We start from the raw sequence: 16,603 nt of genomic DNA on the forward strand, positions 1-16,603 counted from the left end.
TATGACTGATATTGCGCAGTTGCTTGGCAAAGACGCCGACAGCCTCTTACAGCATCGTTGCATGACCATACCCTCAGACCAACTCTATCTGCCCGGACATGATTACGTCGACCGCGTGATGGTGGACAACAACCGTCCGCCTGCGGTACTGCGTAACATGCAGACGTTGTATAACACCGGGCGTCTGGGGGGAACGGGTTACCTGTCCATTTTACCGGTCGATCAGGGAGTGGAACACTCGGCAGGGGCGTCGTTTGCCGCCAACCCGCTCTATTTCGACCCGAAAAACATCGTTGAACTGGCGATCGAAGCCGGATGTAACTGTGTGGCCTCAACCTATGGCGTACTGGCTTCCGTCTCGCGTCGTTACGCGCATCGCATTCCGTTTCTGGTGAAACTCAACCATAACGAAACCCTCAGCTATCCGAATACCTACGACCAGACGCTGTATGCCAGCGTAGAGCAAGCGTTCAATCTGGGGGCGGTGGCCGTAGGCGCAACCATCTACTTTGGTTCAGAAGAGTCACGTCGGCAGATTGAAGAGATTTCCGCCGCCTTTGAACGGGCGCATGAGCTGGGTATGGTCACCGTACTGTGGGCCTATCTGCGAAATGCCGCGTTCAAAAAAGAGGGCGTCGATTACCACGTCTCCGCCGACTTAACCGGGCAGGCGAACCATCTGGCGGCAACCATTGGTGCGGATATCGTCAAACAGAAAATGGCGGAAAATAACGGCGGATACAAAGCCGTGAATTATGGCTACACCGACGATCGCGTCTACAGCAAACTGACCACAGAGAACCCGATCGATCTGGTGCGCTATCAACTGGCAAACTGCTACATGGGGCGTGCCGGGTTGATTAACTCCGGCGGCGCGGCAGGCGGCGAAACTGACCTGAGCGACGCGGTACGTACGGCGGTAATCAACAAACGTGCAGGCGGGATGGGGTTGATTCTGGGTCGTAAAGCTTTCAAAAAATCGATGGCTGACGGCGTGAAATTGATCAACGCCGTGCAGGATGTCTATCTCGATAACAAAGTGACGATTGCTTAACGCAGTAGCGGGCAATCCGGCGGCAGTCGACACCGCAACGCGGCGGGCAGGATTTCGATATGAAATTCCTGTCCGCTCAGCGGTTCGCCATCAAGATTAAAGGTAATGTCATGCGGTGCCCGGATATCAAACCAGGCTGAAGCGCCGTCGATGATATTGGGGTTTTCCTCTTGTGGTTTCAGGGTGGAAAATAGCGCGGGCAGGATCTCTTCCCCGGTGAAAATCCGCAGTTGCAGCAAACCGTCGTTGATCAACGCATTCGGACACAACTGCTGACCGCCGCCAGCCTGACGCCCATTACCAATCCCAATCACCAGCGCATCACCCTGCCAGTGGAAGTTCTCACCACGGATTTCGCAACGGTCCGGTTTTAGCGTATCCATGCGCATCAGGCCGTGAATGATGTATGACACGCCGCCCAGCGCCGCTTTCAGTTTTTCCGGCGTCTCGGTGGTGATGCGCGTACCAAAACCACCGGTTGCCATATTGATAAAACAGGTTTTATCGTTGACTTGCGCCATATCAATCTCAATGGCGTTACCGACAATCGCCAGCTTCAGCGCCTTATCTAACTCCTCGGGGATCCCGACGCTGGTGGCAAAGTCATTGGCGGTGCCCAGTGGCAGAATGCCCAGTGCGGGAATATCGGCCCCCTCACACTGGATCAGCGCTGTCGATACTTCGTTAATCGTGCCGTCACCGCCGCCGGCGATCACCGTTTCAACGCCCAGACGACGAGCCTCTTCGACATAGCGCTGCGCATCGCCTTTTTCCCAGGTAACGCGAACGTGAATCTCTACTCCTTCGTCACGGAGCAGCCCAATGGCGTCCCGCAGTACGGGGTTATCAGCACTTTTACCATTCAGAATCAATACGCTGGAGGGAAAATGATCCATTCCTTTTTTGCCTGTTTGTTTTTGGAATCTATGAAGAAAGTGTATAGCAGAAACGAAAAGGGGAGGTCAGAACAGGCTTAAAATACGCACACAATATACGATTCAGGCCGCAAAAAAATAAGCCTGCGTAAGGGAGATTACGCAGGCTAAGGAGGTGGTTCCTGGTACAGCTAGCATTTATGGGTTATGTTTTTCAGCGAAACGGATAATACCCTTAATGAACGAAGCGGTATGTGATCGGTTTCTAAGATTCCTCCTGGCGTGAAAAAATAACCCTGATTAACTATTTAGCGTGCGGATTTCGCGTCGATTCGCCGGAAAAATTGCGCATTAACAGTGCATAATCCAGCATCAGATCCTGTGGAACAGGGATCCATACGGTATAACCGTCCCCCGGCGCCACTGGCATTGGCTCGCCTTTGGCGTTTTCCATCTGCGCTAACGTGAAGTTCACGTTGCCCTGTGGGGTCATCAGTTCCAGGCTGTCGCCGACGGAGAATTTATTTTTCACTGCCACGGCCGCGAGGTCGCCATTGCGCTCACCGGTAAACTCACCCACGAACTGCTGACGCTCGGATACCGAGTAACCGTATTCGTAGTTCTGATAATCGTCATGGGTGTGGCGACGCAGAAAACCTTCGGTGTAACCACGGTGCGCCAGACCTTCCAGCGTTTCCAACAACTGCGGATCAAACGGCTTACCGGCAGCGGCGTCGTCAATCGCTTTACGATAAACCTGTGCGGTACGCGCGCAGTAGTAGAAGGATTTGGTGCGGCCTTCAATTTTCAGCGAGTGCACGCCCATCTGCGTCAGGCGTTCAACGTGGGCAATGGCACGCAGATCTTTCGAGTTCATGATGTAAGTGCCGTGCTCGTCTTCGAACGCGGTCATGTATTCGCCCGGGCGCTGGGCCTCTTCAATCATAAACACTTTATCGGTTGGCGCGCCGATACCCAGCGTCGGCTCCACGTTTTGTACCGGAATCGGCTCGTATTTGTGGACGATATTACCGACCACATCTTCTTTGCCTTCCTGTACGTTATATTCCCAGCGGCAGGCGTTGGTACAGGTGCCCTGGTTCGGGTCGCGCTTATTGATGTAACCGGAAAGCAGGCAGCGACCAGAATAGGCCATGCACAGTGCGCCGTGAACGAAGATCTCAATCTCCATCTCCGGTACCTGGTTGCGGATCTCTTCAATCTCTTCCAGCGACAGTTCGCGCGACAGAATCACACGGGTCAGCCCCATCGATTGCCAGAATTTTACCGTCGCCCAGTTCACGGCGTTGGCCTGGACCGAGAGGTGAATCGGCATTTCCGGGAAATTCTCACGAACCAGCATGATAAGACCCGGATCGGACATGATCAGGGCATCCGGACCCATTTCCACCACCGGCTTCAAATCGCGGATAAAGGTTTTCAGCTTCGCATTGTGCGGGGCGATGTTGACCACCACGTAGAATTTTTTCCCTAGCTCATGGGCTTCATTAATGCCGCGCTGCAGATTCTCGTGGTTGAATTCGTTATTGCGCACGCGCAGCGAGTAGCGCGGCTGGCCCGCATAGACGGCATCTGCGCCATAGGCGAAAGCGTAACGCATATTTTTCAGCGTTCCCGCCGGGGAAAGGAGTTCCGGTTTAAACATAATGTTCTCGTTCTGATGACAGGTCAGATCCGCTTCACCTGATGAAGCGGCTAGAGGAGAGTCCTCACGTTAAGGGCGGGCATTGTAGCGCTGCGGGTAAACGAGGTAAAGGAAAACGCCGGGTCCGATAACGCGGCGTTATCGGGCCACTATTTGCGCTACCGTGTCAGACAATCCGGCAGGCATCCGCTTCCCAGCGATAGCCGACGCCATACACCGCACGGATAAACGACTGCTCTTCGTCAAGCACTTCCAGCTTGCGACGCAGGTTTTTGATATGGCTGTCGATGGTGCGGTCGGTCACCACGCGATAATCATCATAGAGATGATTCAGCAACTGCTCACGGGAAAACACTTTCCCCGGTTCGTGAGACAGCGTTTTCAGCAGGCGGAACTCCGCAGGCGTCAGGTCGAGCATTTTATTGCGCCAGGAGGCCTGGAAACGGCTTTCATCGACGATCAGCGGGCTTTCGGCGTCCAGTTGCTGTAATTCACGCTGCGGCTTACAGCGGCGCAGAATGGTCTTCACGCGGGCGACCACTTCGCGCGGACTGTAGGGTTTGCAGATGTAATCATCCGCACCAATTTCCAGTCCCAGCAGGCGGTCGATCTCCTCAATTTTGGCGGTGACCATCACGATTGGCACCTCGGAGAAGCGACGGATTTCGCGACACAGGGTCAGGCCATCGGTACCCGGTAGCATCAGATCCAGCAGGATTAAATCCGGCGGCGTCTGGCGCACATAAGACAGTACCTGATCGCCATGGCTAATCAGCGTCGGGGCATAGCTCGCGGCGCGCAGATAGTCGATAAGTAACTGTCCCAGCTTGGGTTCATCTTCCACAATCAGAATGCGTGGCGTGTTTTCATCAATGGGTAACTCAGTCATACGTCTCTCTGTAAATCGCGTTCCAGCGGTAATTCTACTGTAATGCTTACCCCGCCAAAAGGCGAATGGGCAGCGTGGATGCGGCCATTATGGGCCTCGACGATGTTGACGCAGATCGCCAGACCCAGTCCGGACCCTCCGCTGGCGCGGTTGCGCGATCCTTCGGCGCGGTAGAATCGCTCGAACAGTTTCTTAAGCTGATCGTCACTGACGCCCGGCGCGGAGTCGGCGAAGGTGATCAGCACGCGTTTGTCGCGCAGCTCTGCGCTGATACGTAAGCTGCCGCCGCTGTCGGTGTAACGAAGGCTGTTTTCTAACAGGTTGTTGAATAACTGCATCAGGCGATCGCGATCGCCGAACACGGTAACGCTATCGGGCAGGGAAAACTGTAGCGTCAGATCCCGGCTGGCAAAACGTTCGCGGAATGCGCCGCCCGCCACTTCCAGCAGTGGGATCACGTCGACGGTAGTTTTTTGGTAGGCCAGCGCGCCTTCGTCAGACATCGAAAGCTGGTGCAGATCGTCGACCAGTTTGGTCAGTGTCCCCACTTCCGCCTGTAACGAGGCCACCGATTCCGGCGTGAATTTTCGTACACCGTCCTGAATCGCTTCCAGTTCACCGCGCAGGACTGCCAGCGGTGTGCGCAGCTCATGCGAGATATCGGCCATAAAATCGCGACGCATCTGCTGATTCTTTTCCAGGGTACTGGCGAGCTGATTAAAGTCCTGCGCCAGTTTGCCCAGCTCATCGGCGCTGGTGGCGGTAACACGGGTGGTGAAATCCCCCGCAGCCAGTTTGTGCGTGCCTTCGACCAGCCGTTTGACTGGGGCCAGCAGTCCGCGCGCGAGTGGAAAGGTCGCCAGCGCCGCCAGCAGGGTTGAGAGCGCCACAATCAGCCAACTGGTGCGCCGCTGCTGTTTATCGAAATTAATGTCGGTGTTACGCGTCAGACGTTCAACAGGGGAGGCAATGACGGCGCCGACCTCCTGACCGTTAACCAGAATGGGCCGCCGCGTACCGTCTGCGGGAACCGGGCCGCGCGGGCCAACCATGACATGCGCATCCTGGTCCACCACCCAGAACTGCGTGCGCCAGCCGTGTGGCGGCATACCAGGGCCTTGTTTATCATCGTCTTTGTCATGTTCAAAGGAGCGGAGGATCTGAAACACAAAGCGGTCATTATTGCGCAAAAAGCGCCAACTGCCGTGCTGTTGGTACTGTTCACCTAACGCATCGCTGAGCATGGTCAGACGCTGCTCGTTGCCGTTTTTGATGTAGTCAATGAACCCTCGCTCGAAGCTGATGCGTACCGCCCAATGCATACTGATCAACAACACAATGCAGGTGGCGAAAATCGCCAGAAACAGTTTGCCGGTAATGCCGGGTCGCCAGAGCTTCATCAGGTTCTCCTTTTGCGTCGCGCAATGACGACATTTTTATGGGTATCGTTTGGGACGCGGGCAAAGATCACGGCGGGCAACGCAATGATTAAAGCCATGCACAGCCAGGTGTACATAAAGACGGTATGCGACGTTCCGCTATCCACCGTAAACTGTTGTTGTCCGAACATCCCTAGCAGCAGACCGGCAACGGTGACGCCGATACTCATTGAGAGTTGCATAATCATCGACAGCAGGCTGTTCCCGCTGCTGGCCAACTCATCCGGCAGATCTTTCAGGGTCAGGGTGTTCATGGAGGAGAAACGCGTCGAGTTGACCATGCCCTGAACAAACAGCACCAGCGGCAGCACGTAATACCAGCCCAGCAGCGCAGTGGACATAAACAGCAGGGTTACCACCGACAACCCAAGCGTCGTGGCGACCAGCACCCGACGGTAACCAAAGCGGTTAACCACCTGTACAACAATGCGTTTCATGCCCATGCTACCCAGCACCATCGGGATCATCATCAGCCCGGCGTGAAACGGGGAAAAGCCGAGACCAATCTGCAAAAAGACCGGCGTCATGAAAGGCAACATGCCGCTGCCGATGCGTCCGGCAAAGCTGCCGAACAGCCCCAGCGAGAAGGTTGGCGTGCGGAACAGGTGGAGACTGAACAGCGCTCGCGGGTTAGCTTTGGCGTGTTTCAGGTAGAGCAAAATGGCCGCCACGCCGCCCACTACCAGCGCGCCGAGCGCGAACGACGACATCCCCATCCCTTTGCTGCCGTCCAGCGCGATGGTCAGAACCGCCATCCCCGTCGCCAGTAGCAGAAAACCTGAGAGATCAAAGCGTCGGGTTTGCATGGTGTAGTTGGGCATCAGCAGCAGCGTGGCGATCGCGCCGACAATACCGACCGGCAGATTAATCAGGAAAATCCAGTGCCAGGAGGCATATTCCACGAGGATCCCGCCCAGCGCCGGGCCCAGCAACGGGCCTATCTGACCCGGCAGCGTGACAAACGTCATCGCCGCCATGTACTGTTCGCGCGGGACAATCTTCATCACCGTCAGTCGACCGACCGGTACCATCATGGCACCGCCAACGCCCTGTAACACCCGCGCCATGACCAGTTCATTGAGCGTGCCGGAACCGGCACAAAACAGCGAGCCCAGGGTAAACAGCACAATGGCGGTAAAGAAAATATTCCGCACACCGATTTTGTCTGCCAGCCACCCGCTGGCAGGCAGCATGACCGCCACGGTCAGCACATACGAAACCACGACCATGTGCATATGCAGCGGGCTTTCCCCGAGGCTTTTTGCCATCGAGGGAAGCGCGGTATTGACGATGGTGGTATCCAGCGACTGCATAAAGAAGCCGAATGCCACAATCCACAGTTGCCAGCGGGTGCTGTTGGGAAGTTCTGTCATGTCTCTGTTATCGGTTTACGGTGTTTACGCGAAAAACGCAGCCGCAGACGGTCGAAGAAGAGGTACACCACCGGAGTGGTATAGAGTGTTAACAACTGGCTCATCACCAGACCGCCGACAATGGTAATCCCCAGCGGCTGACGCAGTTCAGAACCGTCACCGCCGGAAAGCACCAGCGGCAGCGCGCCAAACAGCGCGGCCAACGTGGTCATCATAATCGGGCGAAAACGCAGCAGACAAGCCTGGAAAATCGCCTGTTCTGGCGTGAGGTTGCCATGCCTTTGCGCCTCCAGCGCAAAATCGACCATCATGATGGCGTTTTTCTTCACGATGCCAATTAAGAGCATGATCCCTATCAGGGCGATGAGGCTGAACGGGGCATCGAAAATCTCCAGCGCTAAGAGCGCGCCCACCCCCGCGGAGGGAAGCGTGGAGAGGATGGTTAGCGGGTGGACATAACTTTCATACAGCATGCCAAGCACAATATAGACCGTGGCGATCGCGGCAATAATCAGGATCACCTGGGAATTCATGGTTTCCTGGAAGACCTGCGCGGTCCCGGCAAAACTGCCGCGCACGGTAGACGGCACGCCCAGTTGGGTCATCGCCCGATTAATGGCGTCACTGGCTTCTGACAACGAGGAACCCGTAGGCAGGTTGAAAGAGACGGTGGACGCTGCCGACAGCCCCTGATGATTCACCGACAATGGCGCGTTCGCCGGTTGCCATTTGGCAAACCAGGAGAGCGGAATCGCCTTACCGTCACTGTTAATGACGTACATTTTCTCCAGCGCGCTGATGTCCTGGGTGTAACGCGGGTCGACTTCCATCACCACTTTATATTGGTTCATCGGCTGATAGATGGTGGAGATCTGCCGCTGACCAAAAGCGTTGTTTAACAGGCTGTTTGCCGCCTGCACGTCAATACCCAGGCGCGCCATGGTTTCACGATCGTAGGTAAGATTCATCTCCGCGCCGTTATCCTGTTGATCAGAGTTGACGTCCGCCAGTTGGGGCAGGGCGGCTAAGGCTTTACGAATCTTCGGTTCCCATTCGCGCAGCGCCGCCAGATCGTCTGACAGCAAGGTGTACTGATAGCTGGCATTGGACTGGCGTCCGCCGACACGAATATCCTGCACTGCCATCAGGAACAGATTGGCACCGGGCTCTTTTGCCAGTTTCACCCGCAGACGGTCGATCACCTGCTGCGCGGTCTCCCGGCGTTCATCACGGGACTTAAGGGTGATAAACATCATCCCGCTGTTGACTCGCGAGCCGCCGGTAAATCCGGTGACATTATCCACTGCCGGATCATCGCGAATAATCTTCATAAAGTCCTGAAGCTTACCGCGCATCGCCTGAAACGAGATGCTCTGGTCAGCCTGAATCCCGCCCATCAGTACGCCGGTGTCCTGTTCCGGGAAGAAGGTTTTCGGAATCGAAATGTAGAGCCAGATATTCAGCGCAATAGTGCCGAGCAGCACCACGCCGACCAGTCGCGTATGGTTGAGCACCCATTTCAGCGACTTACCGTAGCCCTGTTGCAGCGCGACCAGCATGCGGCCAAATCCGCGCAGCCGCTTCTGTTCTCGAGGCTGGCTGGATTTTAGCATCCAGCCGCACATCATCGGGGTGAGCGTGAGCGACACCAGCAGCGAGATACCAATCGCCACCGACAGCGTGACGGCAAATTCACGCAGTAATCGTCCCGGCAGCCCGCCCATCAGCAGCAGCGGCAGGAACACGGCGACCAGTGACAGACTCATGGACAGCACGGTAAAGCCCACTTCACGCGTGCCCTGAAGCGCGGCCTGCAAAGGTTTCATTCCGGCTTCCAGGTGGCGCGAGATATTTTCCAGCACCACGATGGCGTCATCGACCACAAAGCCGGTGGCGATGGTCAGCGCCATCAGCGACAGGTTATTGAGACTGAATCCGCACAGATACATCGCGGCAAAGGTGCCAATTAACGAAACCGGAACCGCCACGGCGGGGATCAGCGTGGCGCGTCCGGATCGCAGGAACAGAAAGACCACCAGAATGACCAGCGCCACGGAAATGACCAGCGTCTGCTCAACTTCCTCCAGCGAGGCACGGATGGTCGGCGAGCGATCCTGCGCGATTTGCATATTAATCGACGCCGGGATGGTGGACTGCAACTCCGGGAGTCTGGCCCGAATGCTGTCGACCGTCTGGATAATGTTGGCTTCCGGCAGTTTGCGGATCATCAGCAAAATCGCCGGCTTGGCGTTGGTCATCCCGGCGTTGCGGACATCCTGTACCGAGTCCGTCACCGTGGCGACATCACCCAACCGTACGGCGCCGCCATTGTTGTAGTGAATCACCAGTGGCTGATATTCCGCCGCCGTTTTGAGTTCGTCATTGGTCTGGATCTGCCAGCGGTGCGTGGAATCTTCCAGCGCCCCTTGCGGTTTGCGCACGTTGGCGTTGCTGATAGCGGTGCGTACCTCATCCAGCGAGACGCCCTGGTTAAACAGCGCCTGCGGATTCAACCCGACGCGCACGGCGGGCAGCGAGCTGCCGCCTACGTCGACGTCGCCGACACCGTCGATTTGCGCGATGGTCTGTGCCAGTTGGGTTGAGGCGAAGTCGTAGAGCTCACCTTGTGAGTATGTCTCCGAGGTTAGCGTCAGAATCATGATCGGCGCGTCGGACGGATTGGCTTTGCGGTAAGTTGGGCGGCTCGGCATACCACTTGGCAGCAGACTTTGCGCCGCATTTATCGCGGCCTGCACATCTCGCGCCGCGCCGTTGATATCGCGATCGAAGTTAAATTGTAAAATGATGCGCGTGCTGCCGAGGGAACTGCTTGAAGTCATCTCACTGACGCCGGCAATGCGCCCCAGTGAGCGCTCCAGCGGCGTTGCGACGGATGACGCCATGGTCTCCGGCGAGGCTCCGGGCAGCGAGGCACTGACCATAATCACCGGAAAATCAACCTGCGGCAGCGGGGCGACAGGCAACAGTCGAAATCCCAGCACGCCGCAGAGCGTGATGGCGAGAGAAATTAAAATCGTCGCCACCGGGCGGTAAATGAAGAGAGCGAAAAACTTCATTTACGCCTCCTCTTCCCGGTGAGAGAAGCGGTTTTTCATATACAGTGACAGGCGGTCAAACAGCAGATAGATAACCGGGGTGGTGAACAGCGTCAGCACCTGGCTGACCAGTAAGCCGCCCACCATACCGATCCCCAGCGGACGGCGCAGTTCTGCCCCCACGCCGGTGCTCAGCATCAGCGGTAGTGCGCCCAGCAGTGCCGCAAGCGTGGTCATCAGGATCGGACGAAAACGCAGCAGACAGGCCTGGAAAATCGCCTCGCGCGGCGCCATCCCTTGTTCGCGCTCAGCGGCAAGGGCAAAGTCGATCATCATGATGGCATTCTTCTTCACAATGCCGATCAGCAAAATAATGCCGATAATGGCGATCACGCCGAGTTCACTACCGGCAATCATTAGCGCCAGCAGCGCGCCGACTCCAGCCGTGGGCAGCGTAGAGAGAATGGTGATTGGGTGAATAAAGCTTTCGTACAGCACGCCGAGCACGATATACATCGCCACCACCGCCGCGACAATCAGCCAGATGGTGCTGCTCAGCGCCGCCTGGAAGGCGAGGGTGCTACCCTGGAACTGAGTGGTGATATCCACTGGCAGATTCAGCGTTTTTTCGCTGTCCAGAATCGACTGGACCGCATCGCCCAGCGAATAACCGTCCGGAACGTTGAACGAGATAGTGGTGACCGGGAATTGATCCAGATGGTTAATCGAGAGCGGCGCAAAGCGTTGTTCAACCTTAGCGATCGCGCTGAGCGGCACCATGCCGCCGTCGCTGCTGGTCAGACGGATTGAATCCAGCGCCGCCAGTCCAGGCGTCGTTTCCGTATTGTGTTCCAGCACCACGCGATACTGATTCGCCTGAGTGTAGATCGTGGAAATCAGGCGCTGACCGAAAGCGTTATACAGTGCGTTATCGACATCCGCCATGCTGATCCCTAGCCGACTGGCGCTGTCGCGATCGACATTCACATACGCCACCAGCCCCTGATCCTGCCAGTCGCTGCTGACGTCAGAAAGCTGCGGCAACGCCTGTAGTTTTTCCATCAGTTGCGGCACCCAGGTGCTGAGGGCATCCAGCGAGGTGGCCTGCAGCGTGAACTGATACTGCGTGCGGCTGACCTGTGTATCGATCGTCAGATCCTGCGTCGGTTGCAGATACAAGTCGACGCCCGGCACTCTCGCCACGGCGTCCTGCAAACGGGCGATCACTTTCTGGACGCGGTCATCACGTTCGTCGAGCGGCTTCAGGTTGATTTGCAGACGCGCGCTGTTCAGCGACGGGTTGGTGCCATCGACGCCCACGAAGGCGGTCAGGCTCTCAACCGCCGGATCTTTCAGTATCACGTCCGATACCTGCCGCTGGCGCTGGGCCATACTGGTAAAGGAACTGGACTGCGGTGCCTGCAACGTGCCCTGAATGATGCCGTTATCCTGGATCGGGAAGAAGCCCTTCGGAATAAACACCCACAGCATGATGCTTAACAGCAGGGTGCCGAGCGCCACGCTCAACGTCAGCCACGGATGGTTCAGCACCTTCGCCAGCCAGTGTCCGTAACCGGCAATCACCCGATCAAACATTTTCTCCGACGCGCGGGAGAAGCGGTTTTGCTTACGCAGTGACTCCTGGCTCAGCATTCTGGCGCACATCATCGGCGTCAGGGTTAACGACACCACGGCAGAGATTAATATCGCCACCGCCAGCGTCACAGCAAATTCGCGGAACAGACGTCCGACGATATCGCCCATGAACAGCAGCGGGATCAGGACCGCAATCAGCGAGAAGGTCAAGGAGATGATGGTAAAACCGATTTCTCCGGCTCCTTTCAGCGCGGCTGTCAGCGGCTTTTCCCCTTTTTCGATATAGCGCGAAATGTTTTCGATCACCACAATCGCATCATCCACCACAAAGCCGGTGGCAATGGTCAGCGCCATAAGCGTCAGGTTGTTGATGGAGAAATCGAGAAACACCATTACCGCAAACGTGCCGATCAGCGACAGCGGGACGGCGACGCCCGGAATAATGGTGGCGGGAATATTGCGCAGGAACAGATAGATAATCATCACAACCAGCGCAATAGCCAGCATGAGCTCAAACTGAGTGTCGCTGACCGAGGCGCGGATGTTAGTCGTGCGGTCAGACAGTACCGTCACGTTTACCGATTTTGGCAGGCTCTCTTTAAGCTGTGGCAACATCTGATGAATGCTGTCCGCCGTTGAGATGATGTTCGCGCCAGGCTGGCGCTGGACGTTCATCACAATAGCCTGTTCTTTATTTGCCCATGCGCCGAGCCAGCTGTTTTCCGCCCCTTGTTCTACGGTCGCGACATCGCCCAGACGAACCGGCGCGCCGTTCTGGTAAGCAATAATGAGCTGACGGTATTCGTCGGCAGACTGCATCTGATCGTTCGCCGAGAGCGTCACCGCGCGGGTGGGGCCATCAAGGCTACCTTTGGCGGAGTTGACGTTTGCGCCGGTAATCGCCGTGCGGACGGTTTCACTGGTCAGGCCCAGCGCGGCAATGGCCTGAGCATTGAGCTTCACGCGGACCGCCGGACGTTGACCGCCGGAGAGCGTCACTAACCCGACGCCGGAGACCTGGGAGATTTTCTGCGCCACGCGGGTTTCGACCATGTCTTCGACCTGGGTCATCGGCATGGCGGTAGAGGTCACCGCCAGCGTCATGATCGGCGGATCGGCAGGGTTGACCTTGCTGTAGACCGGCGGGTTCGGCAGGTCGCTCGGCAGCAGGTTGGTGGCGGCGTTAATGGCCGCCTGAACTTCCTGTTCGGCCACATCCAGCGGCAGGGTCAACTGGAACTGGAGCGTCACCACCGACGCGCCGCCGGAGCTTTGCGACGACATCTGTTTCAGCCCGGACATCTGGCCGAACTGGCGTTCCAGCGGCGCGGTGACCGCAGAGGTCATCACATCCGGGCTGGCGCCAGGATACAACGTCACCACCTGAATGGTGGGATAGTCCACCTCCGGCAGCGCGGAGACGGGCAGAAAACGATAGCCGATGATCCCGGCGAGGAGAATCGCCACCATCAGCAGCGTGGTGGCGACAGGACGCATAATAAACAGACGCGACGGGCCGCCTGTGCTGCTCGGAGGTAACACCTGCATCAGGAGCGCGCTCCTTTCTGACCGTATTCACGGCTGGTGGCTTTTGTATCGGTGGTGGCGGCTTGCGCTTCCACCACTTCCACTTTCGCCCCTTCCGTCAGGCGGTCAATCCCGTCGGTGACGACGCGGTCACCGGCCGAAATCCCGGCGCTGATCACCACCTTCTGACTGTCCTGAATGCCCGTTTTGACCAGATGCTTACTGACTTTGTTTTCATCGTTCAGCACCCAGACGAAGTGTCCTTCGTTGCCCATTTGTAGAGCGGCTGTCGGGATCACCACGGCGTTTTGTTCCGTGTCGACTAGCATGCGGGCATTCACAAACTGATTCGGGAACAGCGCGTCATCCTGGTTATCAAAGCGAGCTTTTACTTTGATCGTCCCGGTCGTGACGTCGATCTGGTTGTCCAGACTCAGCAATACGCCCGCGCTGAGCTTTTTCGAATTGGTGCGATCCCAGGCTTCAACAACCAGCGGTTGTCCGCTTTTTTGCGCCTGCACGACGGTGGCGATATCGCTTTCCGGTAGGGTGAAAATCAGGTCGATGGGATGCGTCTGGGTGATCACCACAATACCGTTGGTATCACCACTGGAAATCTGATTGCCGACATCTACCTGTTTCAGACCAACCCGACCATCAACCGGTGCGGTGATGCGGCTCCAGTCAAGTTGTAGCTGCGCGCTGGCGACGCTGGCCTCATCGGCCTTAATCGTACCTTCGGATTCGCTCACCAGCGCCTGCTGGGCGTCCAGCTCCTGGCGGGAGACTAAGTTGCTTTTGACCAGTTGCTGGTAACGAGCCAGATCGCGACGCGCGTTAGCGAGGGTGGCTTTGTCTTTCGCAAGGACGCCCTGCGCCTGTGCCAGTGCCACTTTAAACTGGCTGGGATCGATCTCCGCCAGCAGGTCACCGGCTTTAACCTGTTGACCCTCCTGGAAATGAAGCGCCAGTAGTTGTCCATCCACGCGGCTACGTACGGTGACGGTGTTGGCGGCGGTCATCGTTCCCAGACCGGTGAGATAACGCGGAACGGCCTGCTCCGTGGCGGTCGCGGCCTGCACCGGCGCGAGTGGACCTGAGCGCATACCACGACGACCTGCGCCAGCCGTGGGTTTCGCTTGTCCGGTTGCGCCGGGCGCGCTGCTCTGCGGTTCGCTCCGGTTCTGCCAGAATCCGTATGCGGCGATGGCGGCGATGACCACCACGATGGTGATTACCCAGCGGGATTTGTGACTGCCTTTCATCGTTATGAGTTTCTCATCCTGAAACGTTTCGCGGAATGATACTAGTTTAGCCAGCCATCAAGGGAGAAAAATGGAGGAATTATGAAACCCTGTACGGATTCATCCGAATGGCGGCGCGCTTTGCGAGGCGTTACGCAACAATCATCGCTGAAAAAGGCGCATGAAAAATTGTGCGCTACAGTGGCGGCACGGCAAAAAGGAGGTAAGCCACGGATTTCAGCAGGACGCTGAAACGGGAAAGCCCCTCCCGAGGAAGGGGCCAAAATAAGGAAAGGGTTATGATGAAGGTAGTCATCATACTGGTGATACTCTTAGTCATTAGCTTACCGGCTTACTAAGACACCAGGGGGAGGGGAAACCCTCCCTTACCCTCACTCCTGAAACTAAGCCACATGAACCTTAATGTCAATCCATCCGCGTTCAGCTTGCGAGGCGTTTAGCGGAATACCACTTCAGCCCAGCGGGCCAGACCGGCGGTGACGGAGCCGAAGTCATCGCCACCGGCAATGGGAATACCCGGCAGTTTGGCGGCCAGCGCTTTTTTGATCAGCGGCGAGCGTGCGCTGCCACCGGTCAGATAGATGACGTCTGGCTTTTCCTGGGCGTTATCCAGCGCCAGTTGCACCTGTTCCAGTATCCGGGAAAGCGGCTGATCCAGCGCGCGCTCCAGCCCCTGTTGGCTGATGACGGCGGCCAGATCGTCGCGGATAAACGGGAGCACTGCATTAACTTCGGCTTGTGCAGACAGCGTAATTTTGCTCTCTTCGGCGCTGCGGACCAGCCGATAACCGAGACGCTGACGCCAGACTTTCAGCAGCAGCGCCACCTGCTCCGGTTCGCGGGCATCGCGTACCAGGTCGTTCAGCAGACGCCCCGTGGCGCTGCTGTAGAAATCGCTTTGTGCCGGAACGTCGTTGATCGCCACCGCGTTCCACCACGGCAGCACCGGTAGGGCGATCCCTTTCTCGGTTTCGCCCCCCATCCCCAGCAGCGGCATCAGGTGTTTAAACGCCAGCGCGATATCCAGATCGTTCCCGCCAACGCGACAGCCGCTGTGACCCAGCAGGCTGGATTCGCGGTCAGCGCGGTGATGCCATTGTGGCCCCATCAGCAGTAACGAACAGTCGGTGGTCCCCCCGCCGATATCCACCACCAGGACACGTTTCTCTTCCTGTAATGTCGCTTCGTAATCCAGTCCCGCCGCCACCGGCTCATACTGGAAAATGACATCCTGAAAGCCAGCTCGTTTTGCCGCTCGTTCCAGAATACCCTGCGCCTGGCTGTTCGCCTCATCGCCGCCTAATCCCTGGAAGTTAATGGGACGTCCGATCACGGCCTGGGTGATGGCTTCGGGGAGCTGGTTTTGTGCCTGTTGACGAATGTGTAGCATCATTGCGCAGACTAAATCTTCGAACAGCGCGACCTGTTGCGGTTTTAATCCGCTGGCGCCGAGGAAGGATTTCGGCGACTTAACGAAGTACACCTCTTCCGGGTCATCAATATAGTGTCCAAGCGATGACAGGCCAAACTGTACGCTGCTGGCGTGAACGTCAATGTCCTCGTCGCGATTGAAGCGAATGGCCCGACGCAACAGCGCCTGCGTTTCATCGTCTGGTGTCGGAACATCATGATGGCGGTAGAGCCATTCGCTCACCGATTCACGCGTCGGCGCGCAAAGCATGGAAGGCAGCAGCGTACTGCCATTTTCCATTTTCAGCAGTTGCGGCTTGCCGTCGCGCATGACGGCGACAGAACAGTTAGCGGTACCGTAATCAAATCCAATAAACACCTTGAAAATCCCCATGCCAGTGAAGAAGGGGCGTGACTTTAGCGAAATGTCGTCGTCGCGACAACTGGAATATG

The 16,603-nt window shown here is 57.0% G+C and carries 11 protein-coding genes; 2 read left to right on the forward strand and 9 right to left on the reverse strand.

The window, feature by feature from the left end:
- The first annotated feature begins 1 nt into the window (after position 1).
- Positions 2 to 1,054: a class I fructose-bisphosphate aldolase gene (gene fbaB, locus OGW13_RS18515; RefSeq protein WP_043000164.1), complete on the forward strand. Its 1,053-nt coding sequence runs from the start codon at positions 2 to 4 to the stop codon at positions 1,052 to 1,054.
- Here fbaB and yegS read toward each other — a convergent pair.
- The 8 genes from yegS to OGW13_RS18555 all read right to left on the reverse strand — a co-directional run bounded on the left by yegS (position 1,051) and on the right by OGW13_RS18555 (position 14,740).
- Positions 1,051 to 1,950, reverse strand: a complete 900-nt coding sequence (gene yegS / locus OGW13_RS18520) for a lipid kinase YegS (protein WP_043000165.1) — start codon at positions 1,948 to 1,950, stop codon at positions 1,051 to 1,053. The genes fbaB and yegS overlap by 4 nt on opposite strands.
- A gap of 283 nt (positions 1,951 to 2,233) precedes the next feature.
- Positions 2,234 to 3,595, reverse strand: a complete 1,362-nt coding sequence (trhP, locus tag OGW13_RS18525) for a prephenate-dependent tRNA uridine(34) hydroxylase TrhP (protein WP_043000166.1) — start codon at positions 3,593 to 3,595, stop codon at positions 2,234 to 2,236.
- Between the two features lie 166 nt (positions 3,596 to 3,761).
- Positions 3,762 to 4,484, reverse strand: coding sequence for an envelope stress response regulator BaeR (baeR, locus tag OGW13_RS18530; protein WP_287116344.1), 723 nt, complete (start codon positions 4,482 to 4,484; stop codon positions 3,762 to 3,764).
- Positions 4,481 to 5,884 (reverse strand): envelope stress sensor histidine kinase BaeS, encoded by a 1,404-nt coding sequence (baeS, locus tag OGW13_RS18535; protein WP_287116345.1) that lies wholly within the window; start codon positions 5,882 to 5,884, stop codon positions 4,481 to 4,483. The genes baeR and baeS overlap by 4 nt, the downstream gene beginning before the upstream one ends.
- Entirely contained in the window at positions 5,884 to 7,296 is a 1,413-nt protein-coding gene (locus OGW13_RS18540; protein ID WP_099433294.1) for an MFS transporter, read from the reverse strand. Before OGW13_RS18540 ends, baeS begins: the two co-directional genes overlap by 1 nt.
- Complete coding sequence (mdtC, locus tag OGW13_RS18545; protein ID WP_043000170.1) at positions 7,293 to 10,373, reverse strand: multidrug efflux RND transporter permease subunit MdtC; 3,081 nt, start codon at positions 10,371 to 10,373, stop codon at positions 7,293 to 7,295. Before mdtC ends, OGW13_RS18540 begins: the two co-directional genes overlap by 4 nt.
- Positions 10,374 to 13,496 carry a multidrug efflux RND transporter permease subunit MdtB gene (mdtB, locus tag OGW13_RS18550; protein WP_043000171.1) on the reverse strand — a complete coding sequence of 1,041 codons (3,123 nt, stop codon included), beginning with the start codon at positions 13,494 to 13,496 and terminating at the stop codon, positions 10,374 to 10,376.
- Positions 13,496 to 14,740 (reverse strand): MdtA/MuxA family multidrug efflux RND transporter periplasmic adaptor subunit, encoded by a 1,245-nt coding sequence (locus OGW13_RS18555; RefSeq protein WP_125339959.1) that lies wholly within the window; start codon positions 14,738 to 14,740, stop codon positions 13,496 to 13,498. Before OGW13_RS18555 ends, mdtB begins: the two co-directional genes overlap by 1 nt.
- A gap of 278 nt (positions 14,741 to 15,018) precedes the next feature.
- On the opposite strand from OGW13_RS18555, the gene OGW13_RS18560 reads away from it, so the two are divergent.
- Positions 15,019 to 15,078, forward strand: a complete 60-nt coding sequence (locus OGW13_RS18560) for a type I toxin-antitoxin system Ibs family toxin (protein ID WP_105887528.1) — start codon at positions 15,019 to 15,021, stop codon at positions 15,076 to 15,078.
- Positions 15,079 to 15,176: 98 nt separating this feature from the next.
- Here the strand turns inward: OGW13_RS18560 and yegD are convergent, their stop codons facing one another.
- Positions 15,177 to 16,529, reverse strand: a complete 1,353-nt coding sequence (gene yegD / locus OGW13_RS18565; RefSeq protein WP_287116346.1) for a molecular chaperone — start codon at positions 16,527 to 16,529, stop codon at positions 15,177 to 15,179.
- Between the last annotated feature and the right edge of the window lie 74 nt (positions 16,530 to 16,603).

This window comes from Citrobacter sp. Ca225, from assembly GCF_030337175.1.
In the GTDB taxonomy this organism is placed as follows: Bacteria; Pseudomonadota; Gammaproteobacteria; order Enterobacterales; family Enterobacteriaceae; genus Citrobacter_A; species Citrobacter_A amalonaticus.